This window comes from Streptomyces sp. CB02980, assembly GCF_014451325.2.
Classification (GTDB): Bacteria; Actinomycetota; Actinomycetes; order Streptomycetales; family Streptomycetaceae; genus Streptomyces.
Window position 1 is genome coordinate 66,409 of the sequence record NZ_JACSCH020000029.1, and the last position, 17,011, is coordinate 83,419.

The 17,011-nt window shown below is 71.3% G+C and carries 13 protein-coding genes; 3 read left to right on the forward strand and 10 right to left on the reverse strand.

The window, feature by feature from the left end; translation table 11 throughout:
* Positions 1 to 3 precede the first annotated feature (3 nt).
* From E0F75_RS37825 to E0F75_RS37845, 5 genes are all read right to left on the reverse strand, one after another.
* Positions 4 to 969 (reverse strand): CoA ester lyase, encoded by a 966-nt coding sequence (locus E0F75_RS37825; RefSeq protein ID WP_229315538.1) that lies wholly within the window; start codon positions 967 to 969, stop codon positions 4 to 6.
* Positions 966 to 2,987, reverse strand: coding sequence for a protein meaA (locus tag E0F75_RS37830; protein WP_229315539.1), 2,022 nt, complete (start codon positions 2,985 to 2,987; stop codon positions 966 to 968). The genes E0F75_RS37825 and E0F75_RS37830 overlap by 4 nt, the downstream gene beginning before the upstream one ends.
* Positions 2,988 to 3,001: 14 nt before the next feature.
* A complete protein-coding gene (gene ccrA, locus E0F75_RS37835; RefSeq protein ID WP_229315540.1) occupies positions 3,002 to 4,339 on the reverse strand; it encodes a crotonyl-CoA carboxylase/reductase in 1,338 nt (445 codons plus the stop codon).
* Positions 4,340 to 4,764: 425 nt separating this feature from the next.
* Positions 4,765 to 5,595, reverse strand: a complete 831-nt coding sequence (locus tag E0F75_RS37840) for a TetR family transcriptional regulator (RefSeq protein WP_229315541.1) — start codon at positions 5,593 to 5,595, stop codon at positions 4,765 to 4,767.
* 115 nt (positions 5,596 to 5,710) lie between these two features.
* Complete coding sequence (locus E0F75_RS37845; protein ID WP_229315542.1) at positions 5,711 to 7,492, reverse strand: 3-hydroxyacyl-CoA dehydrogenase family protein; 1,782 nt, start codon at positions 7,490 to 7,492, stop codon at positions 5,711 to 5,713.
* 303 nt (positions 7,493 to 7,795) lie between these two features.
* Between E0F75_RS37845 and E0F75_RS37850 the strand changes: the two genes are divergently transcribed.
* Positions 7,796 to 8,398: a HEAT repeat domain-containing protein gene (locus tag E0F75_RS37850; RefSeq protein ID WP_229315543.1), complete on the forward strand. Its 603-nt coding sequence runs from the start codon at positions 7,796 to 7,798 to the stop codon at positions 8,396 to 8,398.
* Here E0F75_RS37850 and E0F75_RS37855 read toward each other — a convergent pair.
* The 3 genes from E0F75_RS37855 to E0F75_RS37865 all read right to left on the reverse strand — a co-directional run bounded on the left by E0F75_RS37855 (position 8,369) and on the right by E0F75_RS37865 (position 11,701).
* Entirely contained in the window at positions 8,369 to 8,845 is a 477-nt protein-coding gene (locus tag E0F75_RS37855; protein ID WP_229315544.1) for a RidA family protein, read from the reverse strand. The two genes, E0F75_RS37850 and E0F75_RS37855, sit on opposite strands and share 30 nt — an antisense overlap.
* Positions 8,846 to 8,960: 115 nt before the next feature.
* Positions 8,961 to 10,553 (reverse strand): alpha/beta hydrolase, encoded by a 1,593-nt coding sequence (locus tag E0F75_RS37860; RefSeq protein WP_229315545.1) that lies wholly within the window; start codon positions 10,551 to 10,553, stop codon positions 8,961 to 8,963.
* A 116-nt stretch (positions 10,554 to 10,669) separates the two neighbouring features.
* Complete coding sequence (locus E0F75_RS37865; protein WP_229315546.1) at positions 10,670 to 11,701, reverse strand: Rv2578c family radical SAM protein; 1,032 nt, start codon at positions 11,699 to 11,701, stop codon at positions 10,670 to 10,672.
* Between the two features lie 147 nt (positions 11,702 to 11,848).
* On the opposite strand from E0F75_RS37865, the gene E0F75_RS37870 reads away from it, so the two are divergent.
* On the forward strand, positions 11,849 to 12,292 hold the full coding sequence (locus E0F75_RS37870; protein WP_229315547.1) for an SRPBCC family protein: 444 nt from the start codon (positions 11,849 to 11,851) through the stop codon (positions 12,290 to 12,292).
* Between the two features lie 238 nt (positions 12,293 to 12,530).
* Complete coding sequence (locus tag E0F75_RS37875) at positions 12,531 to 15,017, forward strand: MFS transporter (protein ID WP_229315548.1); 2,487 nt, start codon at positions 12,531 to 12,533, stop codon at positions 15,015 to 15,017.
* Between the two features lie 18 nt (positions 15,018 to 15,035).
* Here E0F75_RS37875 and E0F75_RS37880 read toward each other — a convergent pair whose 3' ends face one another.
* Entirely contained in the window at positions 15,036 to 16,088 is a 1,053-nt protein-coding gene (locus tag E0F75_RS37880; protein WP_229315558.1) for a hypothetical protein, read from the reverse strand.
* Between the two features lie 164 nt (positions 16,089 to 16,252).
* Positions 16,253 to 16,912: a 2-phospho-L-lactate guanylyltransferase gene (gene cofC / locus E0F75_RS37885; RefSeq protein WP_229315549.1), complete on the reverse strand. Its 660-nt coding sequence runs from the start codon at positions 16,910 to 16,912 to the stop codon at positions 16,253 to 16,255.
* Between the last annotated feature and the right edge of the window lie 99 nt (positions 16,913 to 17,011).

A 17,011-nucleotide genomic window follows, 5' to 3' on the forward strand; every position in this document is an offset into this window, starting at 1 on the left:
GGATCAGGCCTCCGGGATCTCGAACTTGCTGGTGCGCTGCATACCGGCGGCACGGCCCTTGCCCGAGATGACCAGAGCCATCTTGCGGGAGGCCTCGTCGATCATCTCGTCGCCGAGCATCGCGGAGCCCTTCTTCCCGCCGGCCTCGGACGTGTAGAAGTCGTACGCGTCGAGGATCAGCTCGGCGTGGTCGTAGTCCTCCTGCGAGGGCGAGAAGATCTCGTTCGCGGCGGCGACCTGGTCCGGGTGCAGCACCCACTTGCCGTCGAAACCGAGGGCGGCGGCGCGCTGCGCGACGGCCTTGTAGCCCTCCTGGTTGCGGATCTGGAGGTACGGGCCGTCGATCGCCTGGAGGTTGTTGGCGCGGGCGGCCATCAGGATGCTCATCAGGATGTGGTGGTACGCGTCCGCCGGGTAGCCGGGCGGCTGCTCGCCCACGACCAGCGACTTCATGTTGATGGAGGCCATGAAGTCGGCCGGGCCGAAGATGATCGTCTCGACGCGCTGGGAGGCCTGCGCGATCGCGTTGACGTTGGTGAGGCCCTGGGCGTTCTCGATCTGCGCCTCGATGCCGATCTTGCCGACCTCGAAGCCCATCGTCTTCTCGATCTGGGTCAGCAGGAGGTCGAGCGCCACGATCTGCTGGGCGTCCTGGACCTTCGGCAGCATGATGCAGTCGAGGTTCTGGCCGGCGCCCTCGACGACGGTGACGACGTCACGGTACGTCCAGTGGGTCGTCCAGTCGTTGACGCGGACGACACGGGTCTTGCCGGTCCAGTCGCCCTCGTTCAGGAACTTCACGATGGTGTGCCGGGCCTCGGGCTTGGCCAGCGGGGCGCACGCGTCCTCCAGGTCCAGGAAGACCTGGTCGGCGGCGAGGCCCTGGGCCTTCTCGAGGAAGCGCGGGTTGGAACCGGGGACCGCCAGGCAGGAGCGGCGCGGACGCAGGCGGTTCACGGGGCTGGTCATGCGGGGACCTCCGTACTTTCAAGGGGGTGGAGCTTGTTCGCTGTCCGGATCTCGTCGACGATACGTCCGATGATCTCCGTGATACCGAAGTCCTTCGGTGTGAAGACGGCGGCGACACCCGCACGCTTCAGTTCTGCGGCGTCGGCGTTCGGGATGATCCCGCCGACGATGACCGGCACGTCGACCGCGCCCGCCTCGCGGAGGCGGTCGAGGACGTCCGGGACCAGCTCGGCGTGCGAGCCGGAGAGGATCGACAGTCCCACGCAGTGCACGTCCTCCGCGAGGGCCGCGCTCACGATCTGCTCGGGCGTCAGCCTGATGCCCTGGTAGACCACCTCGAAACCGGCGTCACGCGCGCGTACGGCGATCTGCTCGGCCCCGTTGGAGTGTCCGTCCAGGCCCGGCTTGCCGACGAGCAGCCGCAGCCGCCCGACGCCCATCTCCTCGGCGGTCCGCGCCACCTTGTCCCGTACCAGGGCCAGCGGCGTGCCCGCCTCGGCCGTCACCGCGACCGGGGCCGACGACACGCCCGTCGGGGCGCGGAACTCGCCGAAGACGTCCCGCAGCGCCCAGGACCACTCCCCGGTCGTGACGCCCGCACGCGCGCACTCCAGGGTGGCGGCGAAGAGGTTGCCGTCACCGGCAGCCGTCGCCTTCAGCGTCGCCAGGGATTCCTGGGCGCGGGTCTCGTCGCGGTCGTCGCGCCACTCGTGGAGGGCCGCGACCACCCGCGCCTCGTTCGCCGGGTCCACCGTCATGATGGCGGTGTCCAGGTCGGCGGTGAGGGGGTTCTCCTCGGTCGCCTGGAAGATGTTGACGCCGATGATCTTCTCGTCGCCGGCCTCGATCCGGGCGCGCCGCTCGGCGTGCGAGGAGACGAGCTGCGACTTGAGGTAGCCGGACTCGACGGCGGCCATCGCGCCGCCCATCTCCTGGATCCGCTCGATCTCGGCCAGGCACTCCTCGACGAGCGAGTCGACCTTGGCCTCGATGACGTGCGAGCCGGCGAAGATGTCCTCGTACTCCAGGAGGTCGGACTCGTGGGCGAGGACCTGCTGGATGCGGAGCGACCACTGCTGGTCCCACGGCCGGGGCAGGCCGAGCGCCTCGTTCCAGGCGGGCAGCTGCACGGCACGTGCGCGCGCGTCCTTGGAGAGGGTGACGGCCAGCATCTCCAGGACGATCCGCTGGACGTTGTTCTCCGGCTGGGCCTCGGTCAGACCGAGCGAGTTGACCTGGACGCCGTAGCGGAACCGGCGCTGCTTCTCGTTCTCGATGCCGTACCGCTCGCGGGTGACCTTGTCCCAGATGCGGCCGAAGGCGCGCATCTTGCACATCTCCTCGATGAAGCGGACGCCCGCGTTCACGAAGAAGGAGATACGGGCGACGACCTCGCCCTTGCGGTCCTCCGGGACCTGGCCCGAGGCGAACACCGCGTCGAGCACGGCGATCGCGGTGGACATCGCGTACGAGATCTCCTGGACCGGAGTGGCCCCGGCCTCCTGCAGGTGGTAGCTGCAGATGTTGATCGGGTTCCACTTCGGGATGTTGTTCACCGTGTAGGTGATCATGTCCGTCGTGAGGCGGAGGGAAGGGCCGGGCGGGAAGACGTGCGTCCCGCGCGACAGGTACTCCTTCACGATGTCGTTCTGGGTGGTGCCCTGGAGCCGGGTGACGTCCGCACCCTGCTCCTCGGCGACCACCTGGTAGAGCGCCAGGAGCCACATCGCCGTGGCGTTGATGGTCATCGAGGTGTTCATCTGGTCCAGGGGGATGTCCTGGAACAGCCGCCGCATGTCACCGAGGTGCGAGACGGGGACGCCGACCCGGCCGACCTCGCCGCGGGCGAGGATGTGGTCGGGGTCGTAGCCCGTCTGCGTCGGCAGGTCGAACGCGACCGAGAGGCCGGTCTGACCCTTGGCGAGGTTGCGCCGGTACAGCTCGTTGGACGCCTCGGCGGTCGAGTGACCGGCGTACGTCCGCATGAGCCACGGCCGGTCCTTCTGACGCTCAGTCATCTATGGTCCCGGGCTCAGATGTTGCGGAAGCGGTTGATGGCGTCGATGTGCTGGGCGCGCATCTCCGGGTTGCGGACGCCGAGGCCCTCCTCGGGCGCGAGCGCCAGGACGCCGACCTTGCCCTGGTGGAGGTTGCGGTGGACGTCGTAGGCGGCCTGGCCGGTCTCCTCCAGGGAGTAGACCTTCGACAGGGTGGGGTGGATCTTGCCCTTGGCGATCAGGCGGTTCGCCTCCCACGCCTCGCGGTAGTTGGCGAAGTGCGAGCCGATGATCCGCTTCAGCGACATCCACAGGTAGCGGTTGTCGTACTCGTGCATGTAGCCCGAGGTGGAGGCGCAGGTGGTGATGGTGCCGCCCTTGCGCGTGACGTACACGGAGGCGCCGAAGGTCTCGCGGCCCGGGTGCTCGAAGACGATGTCGATGTCCTCGCCGCCGGTGAGCTCGCGGATGCGCTTGCCGAAGCGCTTCCACTCCTTCGGGTCCTGGGTGTGCTCGTCCTTCCAGAACTTGTAGCCCTCGGCGTTGCGGTCGATGACCGCCTCGGCGCCCATCGCGCGGCAGATGTCGGCCTTCTCCGGGGAGGAGACGACACAGATCGGGTTGGCGCCGCCGGCCAGGGCGAACTGCGTGGCGTACGAGCCGAGTCCGCCGCTCGCGCCCCAGATGAGGACGTTGTCGCCCTGCTTCATGCCGGCGCCGTTGCGGGAGACCAGCTGGCGGTAGGCGGTGGAGTTCACGAGGCCCGGGGAGGCCGCCTCCTCCCAGCTGAGGTGGCCGGGCTTCGGCATCAGCTGGTTCGACTTGACGAGGGCGATCTCCGCCAGGCCGCCGAAGTTGGTCTCGAAGCCCCAGATGCGCTGCTCGGGGTCGAGCATCGTGTCGTTGTGGCCGTCGGAGGACTCCAGCTCGACCGAGAGGCAGTGGGCGACGACCTCGTCGCCGGGCTTCCACGAGTTCACGCCGGGGCCGGTGCGGAGCACGACGCCCGCGAGGTCGGAGCCGATGACGTGGTACGGCAGGTCGTGGCGCTTGCTGAGGTCGCTGAGCCGGCCGTAGCGCTCCAGGAAGCCGAAGGTCGACACCGGCTCGAAGATCGAGGTCCAGACCGAGTTGTAGTTGACCGAGCTGGCCATGACGGCGACCAGGGCCTCGCCCGGGCCGAGCTCGGGCACCGGCACGTTGTCGAGGTGCAGCGACTTGCGCGGGTCCTTGTCGCGGCTGGCGAGCCCGGCGAACATCTCCGCCTCGTCCTTGTGGACGGTGATGGCGCGGTACGACTCGGGGAGCGGGATGTTCGCGAAGTCGGCGGACGTGGAGTCCGAGGACTGGATCGCGTCCAGGATGTCCTTCACGGGGTTGCCTCCGGCGGTGCGGCGTCCTGAGGGGAGGACGCGCTGAGGGTTACGTCTGGGGCTGCTGCTGTGGAGGTGTGCCGTCGGTTCGGCGGGGGTGGTGCGGGCTGCGCCTGGTGGGCGCGGTGGGTGCCTGTGACGCAGGCGTCCGGGCGCACGATCACGATCGCTTGTGGGGACAGCCGGCGCACGAGGAGACCTCTGCGCGCCGGCCGCCCGGACAACATCAACGTATGGCACGCCGTGTCACGTGACAAGGCACTGCGTGCCAACAATTTCACTCATATGCAATCTGCCGGTCACATGTGAGCGATGATCGATCGAATCGCAGGTCAAAACGGACGAAGACCGCCCCGGAGAGGGGCGGCCTTCGTCGTGAGGAGTGCGGTGGAGTCGGGTCGGACTCCGGTGGGGTCGGACCCCGGTCAGCTCTTCGTGAGCGCCTGCTGGATCGTGCGCATGACCTCGTCGAGCGGAGCGTCCGTCCGGGCCACGGCGACCACCACGTCACCCGTGGTGGAGGCCCGCACGGCCGGGGCCGGCTCGGTGGTCCCCGGGGAGGACGAGGAGGGGGCCGGGCGGCCCGCGCCTATGCCCGAGCCGAAGGTCTCCCGGACGATGGCGAAGGCGTGGTCCAGCTGGCTCTCCACATCGCCCTGCCCGCCCGCCCGCAGCCAGCGGCGCAGGACGTGGTTGTGGGCCGTGACGACCGCGGAGGCCGCCACCTCGGCGAGCAGCGGGTCGTCGTTGCCGACGTGGTGGTCGCGCTCGTCGAAGTGGCCGAGCAGATAGCGGGTGAACAGCCGCTCGTAGCGGGCCACCGAGGCGATCTCCCGTTCCCGCAGGGTCGGCACCTCGCGGGTGAGCCGGTAGCGCTCCACGGAGACCGCGGGGGAGCCCGCGTACATCTTCATGACTTCCTTGATGCCCCGGCACACCGTGTCGAGCGGGTGCTCGTGCGGCGGGGCCGCGTTCAGCACCGCCTCCGCCCGCACCAGGGTGTCGTCGTGATCAGGGAAGATCGCCTCTTCCTTGGAGCGGAAGTGCCGGAAGAACGTCCGTCGTGCGACCCCGGCCCGGGCGGCGATCTCGTCGACCGTCGTGGCCTCGTACCCCTTGCTCGCGAAGAGCTCCATCGCGGCCGTGGCGAGCTCCCGGCGCATCTTGAGCCGCTGCGCGGCGGCACGAGTGCCCGCCGCGCTCTCCGGAGCGTCGGACGGGGACGTGGCACGGGGTGTCTTCGCGGCCTTGGGCATGGTCCGAACGTACTGCATCGGAGGGGGAGTGTGCCCAGGTGGGGGCGGGGAGCCCCCCGGGACACCGACGGTGCCCGGGGGGCTCAGCAGACCACCCCAGCCGGCTGCTCCCGGCTCAGCGTCGGGCATATTCGCGGAAGCCGCGCCCCGTCTTGCGACCCAGGCAGCCCGCCGCCACCAGGTGCTCCAGGAGCGGGGCCGGGGCCAGGCCCGGGTCCCGGAACTCACGGTGCAGCACCTGCTCGATCGCGAGCGACACGTCCAGACCGACCACGTCGAGCAGCTCGAACGGGCCCATCGGGTAGCCGCCGCCCAGCTTCATCGCGGCGTCGATGTCGTCCAGGGTCGCGTAGTGCTCCTGGACCATCTTGATCGCGTTGTTCAGGTACGGGAAGAGCAGCGCGTTCACGATGAATCCGGCCCGGTCGCCGCAGTCCACCGGGTGCTTGCGGATCTTCGTGGTGACCTCGCGGACGGTCGCGTGGACGTCGTCGCCGGTGAGCACCGTGCGGACGATCTCGACCAGCTTCATGGCCGGCGCCGGGTTGAAGAAGTGCATCCCGATGACGTCCTGCGGGCGCGAGGTGGCGCGCGCACAGGCCACGACCGGCAGCGAGGAGGTCGTGGTGGCGAGCACCGCGCCCGGCTTGCAGATCTTGTCGAGCCGAGCGAACAGCTCCTGCTTGATCTCCAGGTCCTCGGCGACCGCCTCCAGGGCCAGGTCCACGTCGGCGAAGGCGTCCAGCGTGCCGGCCGGGGTGATCAGGGCCAGCGTCGCGTCGCGCGCCTCGCCCGTCATCCGGCCCTTGTCGACCGAGCGGGCCAGCGACTTGGCGATCCGGGCCTTCGCCGTGTCCGCCTTCTCCTGGGAGCGGGCGGCGAGGACGACCTGGTACCCGGCCTTCGCGAAGACCTCGGCGATGCCGGAGGCCATGGTGCCCGAGCCGGCGACGCCGACCGAGCGGATCTCACGGCCACCGGCCGCTTCCGCGGAGCCCAGCGGGGTCAGCGCGTCCCGCACGACCTCGCCGGAGCCCGGCGCCTCGTACGTGTAGAAGCCGCGGCCCGACTTGCGGCCGGTCAGGCCCGCCTCGCTGAGCTGCTTGAGGATCGGGGCCGGGGCGTGCAGGCGGTCGTGGGAGTCCGCGTACATGGCCTCCAGGACCGTACGGGCCGTGTCGACGCCGATCAGGTCGAGCAGCGCCAGCGGGCCCATCGGCAGACCGCAGCCCAGCTTCATCGCCGCGTCGATGTCCTCGCGGGAGGCGTACTTGGCCTCGTACATGGCGGCGGCCTGGTTCAGGTAGCCGAAGAGCAGCCCGTCCGCGATGAAACCGGCCCGGTCGCCGACCGCCACCGGCTCCTTGCCCAGGTCGAGGGCGAGCTGCGTGACGGCCTCGACGGCCCGCGGGTCGGTCAGCACGGAGGAGACCACCTCGACCAGCTTCATGGCCTGGACCGGGGTGAAGAAGTGCAGGCCGAGGACCCGCTCGGGGTGCGCCGAGTCGGCGGCGAGCCGGGTGACGGAGAGCGCGTTCGTGCCGGTGGCGACGATCGTGCCGGGCCGGACGATGCCGTCGAGGGCCCGGAACACCTCCTGCTTCGCCTCGTACGACTCGGGCACGACCTCGATGACGAGGTCGGCCTCGGCGGCCGCCTGGAGGTCGGAGAAGGTACGGAAGCGGGCCAGGACGTCCTGCCGCTCCTCCTCGGTGATCCGCTCGCGGGCCACCGCACGGGCGGTGGAGGCCTCCAGGGCGGCGACGGCCTGGGCGGCGGCGGTGTCGCTGATGTCGATGCCGATGACCTCGCGGCCGGCGCGGACGAGGACATCGGCGATACCGGTGCCCATGGTGCCGAGACCGACGACGGCGATGGTGGAGAGAGGGGTGTCCATCAGGGGACTCCTGAGAGGAAGAGTGACGACTGAGGGCAGTGCGCGCACGAAAGGGCGCGGGAAAGAGCGAGGGCTCTGCCCGGAGAAAGGGCGATGCCCTGGAGGAAAAGGGGCGACGGACTCTGTCCCGGAGCCACGTCGAAACTGCCGAACCGACAAACACCCACAACGGCTGCGTCACCAGGCCGTTGTGAGAAGCGCGGGGGGTGGCCCGCTCACCTGAGACTAACCGGCCGGTAACGAGCGCGCCAGTCCCGGGAAGTTGAGGAAAATGTGATCTGGATCGCGGATAGGCTCGGATTCATGGAATACGCCGAGGATCCGGAATTCTGCTCGATGATCGATCGATTGCGGGACGAGATCGAGAATGACTCCGGAACCGTTCCGGCGGCATTCGAACAGCTCGCGGAAACCACCGATCCCGAGGAACTGCACCACGTCCTCACCGCCCCCGGACAGCCCCTCTGGGCCCGAGAGATCGCCGCCTACGCCCTCGGCGTCACGGGCGACCCCCGCGCCTTCGAGGCCCTGGTGCTCCTCCTCAACCATCGCGACCCGGAGCGCTGTGTCACCGCCGCCCACGCCCTGACCCGGCTCGGCGACCCCCGCACCGCCCGCGCGGCCGCCGCCCTCGCCACCAACGAACTCCGCGTCGCCTACGCCCTGCTGCCGATCCGGCTGCTCGCCGCCCTCCGCGCCCCCGAGTCCGTACCCTCGCTGATCACCGTCCTCGAACGGCGCCTGCCCGCCGACGACCCCCACTGGCGGGTCGGCCTCGCCTGCGTCGAGGGCCTGGGCGCCCTCGGCGACCCCCGGGCCCGCCCCGCTCTGGAGGCAGCGCTCCCGCACCCCCGGCTCGGCGCCGCCGCGGAAGCGTCACTGGGCCGACTCGGCACCACCCACTGAGCGGAGAAGCGGGCGGGCCGCACCGTCGGCCCCGGACTCCGGACCCCGCTCCGGCACCAGGGCGAACGCCTCGATCTCCACGAGCAGTTCCGGGCGGACCAGCGCCGACACCTGGACCGCCGAGCTCGCCGGCAGTGGCGCCCCCGCGAAATGGGCGTCCCTGGCCTCCCGTACGGCCGGGAGATGGGCGACGTCCGTGACGAAGTACGTCAGCTTCACCACGTCCTGGAACCCGGCGCCCGCCGCCGCGAGGCAGCGGTCCAGGTTCGCGAAGACCTGACGCGCCTGCGCCACCGCGTCACCCTCCCCGACCACGGCGCCCGAGTCGTCGAACGCGCACTGGCCGGATATCGCGACGAAGCGGCCCGTCCCCCAGACGACATGGCTGTACTGCGGGCTGGCGGCGATCCCGTCGGGAGCGGGTACGTGGGTCAGATGACTCGTCATGCCCCACATCCTCGCCCACGGCACTGACAATGCCCGCGCCCCATGGGGCGCGGGCATGGTGGGCGGGCCTTCCGGCAGGCCTGCCGGCGGGTTTCGCCCGCCGCTGCGACCGGCGTCAGCGCACGTGGCCGAGGAACCCGTGCAGCGCGCCGCCCGCGGATTCGGCCGCGGTCGGGGCGGTCCGGGTCGCCGGCTCGGGCTTCGGCTCGGGCAGCGCCGCGCAGGCCGCGTCCACCTCGGCGTCGCCCTCGGCGCGCGGGACCTCGCCCGTGGCGAGGTAGGTGGACAGGTGCTCGTCCATGCACGCGTTCCCGCCGAGGGTCACGCCGTGGTTCCCGCCGCCCTCCTCCACGACCAGGCTGGAGCCGCGCATCAGCCGGTGCAGGGCGACCCCGCCCTCGTACGGCGTCGCCGCGTCGTCCGTGGCCTGGAGGATGAGGACCGGCGGCACCTGGTCGTTGCCGACCTCCGGCGGCGTCAGCGACTCCACCGGCCAGAACGCGCACGGCGCGTTGTACCAGGCGTTGTTCCAGGTGGAGAAGGGTGCCTTGGCGTGCACGTCCCAGTTGTCCTTGCGCCAGACGCTCCAGTCACGGGGCCAGGCAGCGTCCCGGCACTGCACGCTCGTGTAGACCGAGTAGCCGTTGTCGGCGGCCGCGTCGGCCTCGCCGTACCGCTCGTACGCCTCCGTGAGCGGCACCGCGTTCGCGTCGTTGACGTACGCGGCGAACGCCTTCGCCAGACGGGGCCAGTAGCCGTTGTAGTACCCGCCGGGCAGATAGGTGTCCTCCAGCTCGCCCGGTCCGACCTTGCCGCCGGCCGGCTTCGCGCGCAGCGCGTCGCGCATCCGGTACCAGGCCGCCTCGACCGCCGCCGGGTCGGCGCCCAGCTTGTACACGGAGTCCTGCTTGGCCACCCAGGCCATGAAGTCCTTGTGCCGGGTGTCGAAGGCGTAGTCCTGCGCGATGTTGTCCTCGTACCAGACGCCGTGCGGGTTCACGACGGAGTCCAGCGCCATCCGCCGCACCCGGTCCGGGTGGAGCCGCGCGTACACGGTCCCCAGATAGGTGCCGTACGAGTAGCCGAGGTAGTTGATCTTCTGGGCGCCGAGCGCGCGCCGGATGACGTCCATGTCCCGGGCGGTGCTCACGGTGTCGATGTACGGCAGCACGTCCGCGTACTTCTTGCCGCAGGCCGCGGCGAAGGCCTGCGCCCGCTCGATCGCGAGCCGCTCGGCGGCGGCGTCGCCCGGCACCGAGTCCGGGCGGACCGGGGCGAAGTGTCCGGGCCGGCAGTCGAGCGCGGGCTCGCTCTTGCCGACCCCGCGCGGGTCGAAGCCGATCACGTCGTACTCGGCGGCCACCTTCGGAGGCAGCGAGGACGCGACGTACCCGGCCATGCCGCGGCCGCTGCCGCCGGGCCCGCCCGGATTCACGAGCAGCGGCCCCTGGAAGGTCTTCGCGGTGTGCGGGATCCGGGTGAGGGCGAGCGTGACGGTCCGGCCGGCCGGGTCGTCGTGGTTGAGCGGCACCCTGAGGGTGGCGCACTGGAGCTTCGGATACGCCTCGGTGGCACAGCCGGTCCAGGCGAGCGTGGGGAAGGGACGGGGGGCCGGTTCACCGGCGCCCGCGGGGGCGGCGGGCAGGACGGTGACCGTCCCGGCGACCAGCGCTCCTGCGGCGATCAGCATTCCTGCGCGTGGGGTCATAGGGCGTTTGTGTCCCGAACCGGAGTGGAGAGGACCTGTTTCGCCGAGAGTTGACCCGAACGGAGGCGGATCCGACGGCGTGTCAGGTGACCGGTCCGATGATCGGAGGAGCGTGCTCAGAGGAGGGTGAGCTGCTCGGGGGCGGCCGCGAGGGACGGTTCCTCCGGTACGGGTGTCCGGCGCGTCGTGCCCCGGTGTGCGGGGCCGATGCCGAACTCGGCGGCCAGCTCGTGCACCTGACGGGTGATCCGGCGCTGGTACCACGTGGGCGCGTAGGCCCCGTCCGCGTACATCCGCTCGTACCGCCGCACCAGGCCGGGGTGGTGGCGCCGCAGCCACTGCATGAACCACTCGCGGGCGCCCGGCCGCAGATGCAGCACGAGCGGGGTGACCGAACTCGCCCCGGCCTCGGCGATCGCGCGGACCGTGTCGCGCAGCTGCTCGGGCCGGTCGCCGAGGAAGGGCACCACGGGAGCCATCAGGACTCCGCAGTCGATGCCGTGCGCGCCGAGCGTCCGGACCACGTCGAGCCGGCGCTGCGGGGAGGGGGTGCCGGGCTCGATGGTGCGCCACAGCTCCTGGTCGGTGAAGCCGACGGAGACGGAGATGCCGACCTCGGTGACCCGGGCGGCCTGGGTGAGCAGCTCCAGGTCGCGCAGGATCAGCGTGCCCTTGGTGAGGATCGAGAAGGGGTTGGCGTGGTCCCGCAGGGCGGTGAGGATGCCCGGCATCAGGGCGTACCGGCCCTCCGCCCGCTGATAGCAGTCGACGTTGGTGCCCATCGCGATGTGCGCGCCCTGCCAGCGGGCGGAGGCGAGCTGGCGGGCCAGGAGCTCCGGAGCGTTGATCTTGACGACGATCTGGGAGTCGAAGCCGAGCCCGGTGTCGAGGTCGAGATAGCTGTGGGTCTTGCGGGCGAAGCAGTAGACACACGCGTGCGTGCACCCCCGGTACGGGTTGACCGTCCACTCGAACGGCATCCGGGAGGCGCCGGGCACCCGGTTGAGGATCGAGCGGGCCCGCACCTCGTGGAAGGTGATGCCCCGGAACTCGGGGGTGTCGAAGGTCCGGGTGGTCACCGCGTCCGTACCGAACAGGGCGATGTCGGCGGGAGCGGCGGGGGTGTCGCCCAGATTGTCCCAGCGCATGGGCGCCTCCTCGATGGCTCTGCGTCGACCGTTCGCTAAGAATAGAACACCTGTTCCCTTGATCGTTGCAACCCGGATTTCGCACCCCGGAGCCCACGTGGTTCTCTAGGCCCACACCCCTGAGGAACCACGAGCTGGAGGAAGTCAATGGCGCAGGTCGAGGCCACCACGGAACGGATCATCGCCGCCGACGCGGAGAAGGTGTTCGACGCGCTGGCCGACTACAGCGGCACGCGCGCGAAGCTGCTCCCCGAGCACTTCAGCGAGTACGAGGTGCGCGAGGGCGGCGACGGCGAGGGCACCCTCGTCCACTGGAAGCTGCAGGCCACGAGCAAGCGCGTCCGCGACTGCCTCCTGGAGGTCACCGAGCCCACCGACGGGCAGCTCGTCGAGAAGGACCGCAACTCCTCCATGGTCACCACCTGGCTCGTGACCCCCGCAGGCGAGGGCAAGTCCCGCGCCGTCGTCACCACCGTCTGGGACGGCGCCGGCGGCGTCGGCGGCTTCTTCGAGCGCACCTTCGCGCCCAAGGGCCTCGGCCGGATCTACGACGCCGTTCTCGCCAAGCTGGCGGACGAGGTCGAGAAGTAACGCCCGGAGCGTTCACCGATTCGAGTGGATCGCCCGCACCCCCGTAACGGCGCCCCCTGTGCGCCGGGGGCGCGGGCCCCCTCGTAAACGCGCTGATGAGCGACCCAAGTGCGCCGTACCGCAGGGCCGTTCGCGACTCCGGACGTCACTGACCTCCCGTACCGCCCGACTTGCTCCCCCTTCGTGCCCAATGCGAAGAATGGCGCGGCGCAGACGCCGTGACGAGGGGAGCAGGTACGTGGGTGCGATCACGATCGTGAAATCCGCCGAGGACGGAGAGGTACCGGCGGACACCGGGGGCGCGGGACCGCTCGCCGCGGACGGCCCGCCCACCGACCCCACCCCACCGCCCCACCCCGCCCGGGCCGACCACCTCGACCCCCGCCGCGTCCGGCTCGTCTTCTGCGGCCTGATGCTCGCGCTGCTCCTCGCCGCGCTCGAGCAGATGATCGTCGCCACCGCCCTGCCGAAGATCGTCGGCGAACTCCAGGGTCTCGACCGGATGTCCTGGGCGATCACCGCCTATCTGCTGACCGCCACCATCGGCCTGCCGATCTACGGAAAGCTCGGCGACCTCCTCGGCCGCAAGGGCGTCTTCCTCTTCGCCATCGTCGTCTTCGTCATCGGCTCGGGACTCGCCGGCTGGTCCCGCAGCATGGACGAACTCATCGCCTTCCGCGCCATCCAGGGCATCGGCGCCGGCGGCCTGATGATCGGCGTCCAGGCGATCATCGCCGACATCGTCCCCGCCCGGGAACGCGGCCGGTACATGGGCCTGATCGGCGCCGCCTTCGGCCTCGCATCCGTCGCGGGACCCCTGCTCGGCGGCTTCTTCACCGACCACGTCTCCTGGCGCTGGTGCTTCTACTTCAACGTGCCCTTCGGGCTCGTCACCCTCGCCGTCGTCGCCGTCGTCCTCAAACTCCCCAAGCCCACGGCACGCGCCCGCTTCGACGTCCTCGGCGCCCTCCTCCTCGCCACCGCCTCCACCTGCCTGGTCCTGCTCACCAGTTGGGGCGGTACCGAGTACGCCTGGGACTCCCGCGTCGTCATCGCCCTCGCCTGCGGCGCCGCCGGAACCACCCTGCTCTTCCTGGTCGTCGAGCACTTCGCACCCGAACCCCTCATCCCGCTCCGGCTGTTCCGCGACTCCGTCTTCACCGTGACCGCCCTCGTCGGCGCCGTCGTCGGCATCGCGCTCTTCGGGGCCGCCAGCTACCTCCCCAGCTTCCTGCAGATGGTCGAGGGCGCCACCGCCACCGAGTCCGGCCTCCTGATGCTGCCCCTCATGGGCGGCATCGTCATCGCCTCCGTCGTCTCCGGCCAACTCATCAGCCGCACCGGCCACTACAAGATCTACCCCCTGCTCGGCGGCGCCCTCTCCGTCCTCGGCATGTGGCTGCTCTCCCGCCTGGACGCCGACACCCCACGGCTCCAGTACAGCCTCTGGCAGGCCGTCCTCGGCACCGGCATCGGCCTCGTCATGCCGGTGCTCGTCCTCGCCGTACAGAACTCCGTACGCCCCAGCGACCTCGGCACCGCCACCAGCGCCCACAACTACTTCCGCCAGATCGGCGGCAGCGTCGGCGCCGCCGTCTTCGGCACCCTCTTCGCCTCTCGGCTCGACGACGCCCTCGGCGACCGGCTCACCGGTGTCCTCGCCGGCGGCGCGACCTCCCTGCCGCCCGCCGAGTCCATCACCCCGCAGACGGTGCACACCCTGCCGCCCGCCGTGCGCGACGCCTACATCCAGGCGTACGCGGACGCGATGCCGCGCATCTTCCTCTACCTCGTGCCGGTCCTCGTGCTCGGCCTCGTCCTCGCCTTCTTCCTCAAGGAGAAACCGCTGGTGACCCACCACAGCCCCACCACCGAGGCCACCGGAGCCGACGAGTTCGGCAGCGTCCAGGCCGTCCCGCACGCCCGGCACGCGGCCCCCGCGTCCGCCTCCTTCGCCGCCCCGCACTCCGGACTCCCCGTCTGCGGCACCGTCCAGCACCACGACGGCAGCCGCGTCCCCCGGGCCGCCCTCACCCTCATCGACGTCCAGGGCCGGCAGGTCGGCCGGGGCGCAAGCGGTGAGGACGGGAGGTACGCGCTGAGCGTCCCCGGCAACGGCGCGTACGTCCTCATCGCCGCGGCCGGCGGGCACCAGCCCCAGGCCGTCTCCGTCACCGTCGGCGACCGGCCCGTCGAACTCGACGTCGTGCTCGGCGGCGCCGGCCGGCTCGCGGGCAGCGTCGTCACCGCCGACGGGACGCCCGTACGGGACGCGGCCGTCACCCTCACCGACGTACGCGGCGAGGTCGTCGCCTCGACCCGCAGCGGACGCGAGGGCGGGTACGTCATCTCCGAACTGGTCGCCGGCGAGTACACGCTCGCCGCCAGTGCCCCCGCCTTCCGGCCCGCGGCACTCCCCGTCAGCGTCCAGGCCTCCCGCGAGACCCGCCAGGACATCGAACTCGCCGGCGGGGCGGTGCTGCGCGGCACCGTACGGGCAGGGGGCGGCCGCCCCGTCGAGGACGCCCGGATCACCCTGCTCGACGCCGCAGGCAACGTCGTCGACACCCTCACCACCGGCCCCGACGGCACCTTCCGCTTCGTGGACCTGTCCTCCGGCGAGTACACCGTCATCGCCGCCGGCTACCCGCCCGTCGCGACCGTCCTCCAGATGGCCGGCGGCGGCCGCACCGAGCGCGACCTCCAGCTCGGCCACCAGGACTGATGAGGCCCCCTCCGGGGATCAGGAGGCGGTCGTCGCCCTGCGCAGCGTGCTGATGCAGGAGCTGATCGCCTCCTGGAGGGCTTCGAGGCGCTGGAGCATGTCGTCCTCGAAGATCTCCTCCTCCAGCACCTCGTCGAGGGTCAGCTCCTCGAAGACCTTCGTCGCCTTCTGCAGACTGCTGTAGAACTTCGTCCGCCGCTCCTGGACCCGCAGCGCCGGGTCCTCCTCGACCGCCTTCGCGACCAGGCCCTTGACGGTGTCGTACGCCTCACCGGCCCACTCGCCCGCCTCCTCGGAGTCGTCGAGCTCGTCGAGGAGCGACAGGTGCCGCTCGGCCTCGGCCCGCAGCTCGGCCGGAGCTTCCACGGTCTGCCCGGCCGGCGTCTTGATCTGGCCGTTCTCGACGATCTGGCGCACGTACCCGATGCGGTCGGCCGCCTTCGCCTCGCTCGCCACGGCCTTCTTCAGATCGTCGGTACGGGCGATGGCGCGGGCCATCTCGGTCTGCAGGGCCGGGTCCTCCTTCATCCGGTCGAGCAGCGCGCCGCGCGCCGCCTCCGCCGTCCCCGGATCGGCGAGGATCGCGGCCCGCAGCGCCGTCGGGTTCTCGGCGACCTCCAGGGCCTTCGTCGGCCGGATGCCCTCCGCCTCGGCCGCCGCGCTGATCGCCTGGCCGCGCACGGACGAGGCGCTGTTGCGCGAGGTGTAGTACGACAGCCAGACGTCGGCGTCGGGCAGCTCGATGTCCTCGCCGGGAACCAGCACCTCGAACTGCGGGACGAGACCGTCGTCGGCCGCCATGTCCCAGGCCTTGTAGTAGCGCATGACCCGCTCCGGCGAGCACCCCGCGAGCTCCGCGAACGCCTTCGCCGAGACCTTCGTCGCGGCCGTCCCCTCGGCGGCCTGCCCGCCGGGACGGACGCTGCGCGCCACCTTGAGCGCGAAGGTCCAGCCGCCGGTGCGGGCGTAGACCCCGAAGTCCAGGGCGTCACGGACGACGACGGGGTCGAGGTCGCCGGCGCCGGGGGCCTCCGACGGCTCCGGGGCCTCCGCGTCGGCGTCCTCCGCCAGGCCCCGGCCGTCCGCGCCGGTGGCGTGGTCCTGGACGGTTGCCCCCTGGGGAGCGTCGGCGGGGTCCTGGTGCTCGGACTGGGGGGCGGTCTCGAGCTGGGCGAGCGTGACGGTCACCGAGGATTCTCCTGAGGCGCGCGAGGGACGGATGCTTGCAAAGCAGCCTATACGTCCCCATTGAGCGAGAGCGCTCCTCTTCGGCGGTCGTCCACCGCACACGAGTGCGACCCGAGGCCCAGGGCGCGGGCGGCCACGAGATCGTCCGGTGTGTCGATGTCCAGGCGTGCCCCCGGAACCTCCGCCACGTCCAGTTCCACCGCCCCGCTCGCCGCGTGGCGCTGCCGCGAGGCCCCTTCGAAGCGCGGCGTCAGGAGGGTGGGGACCCGGGCCGTCAGGACGGTGGTGCCGATTCCCGTGTGATCGGTGAGGAAGGCCCGCCGGTGACCGGCCGCGGCGCCGAGGACCCTGGTGAGCTCCTCGGGGCGGAGCGCGGGCAGATCGGCCGTGAGGACGGCGACCGTACGGGCGCCACGGACCGAGGCCCGGGCCGCGCCGGCCCGGACGGCGGAGTTCAGCCCCCGCGGGGAGAGCTCCTCGACGCACTCGGCACCCCGCTCCCGGGCCAGGGCGCGGGCCGACGGGTCGGCGGTCACGACGACGACCCGCGAGACCTCCGGTGTACGGGCGACCGACTGCAGCGTGTCGAGGAAGAAGGCGCGGGCCCAGTCGGTCCGGCTGTCACCGGCCCAGGCGGCCAGTCGGCTCTTGGCGAGGGGGAACGGCTTGACGGGAAGCAGCACGGTCCATCCGCCGCTCGTGACCATCCGTCAGCCTCCCAGCACTGGGAGCAGTTCCGGGAGGTGTCCGTCCGACGCCCTTGCCGTGCGCTGTCGCTCGTCCGGTACTTGGCCGTAGAGGGTGGT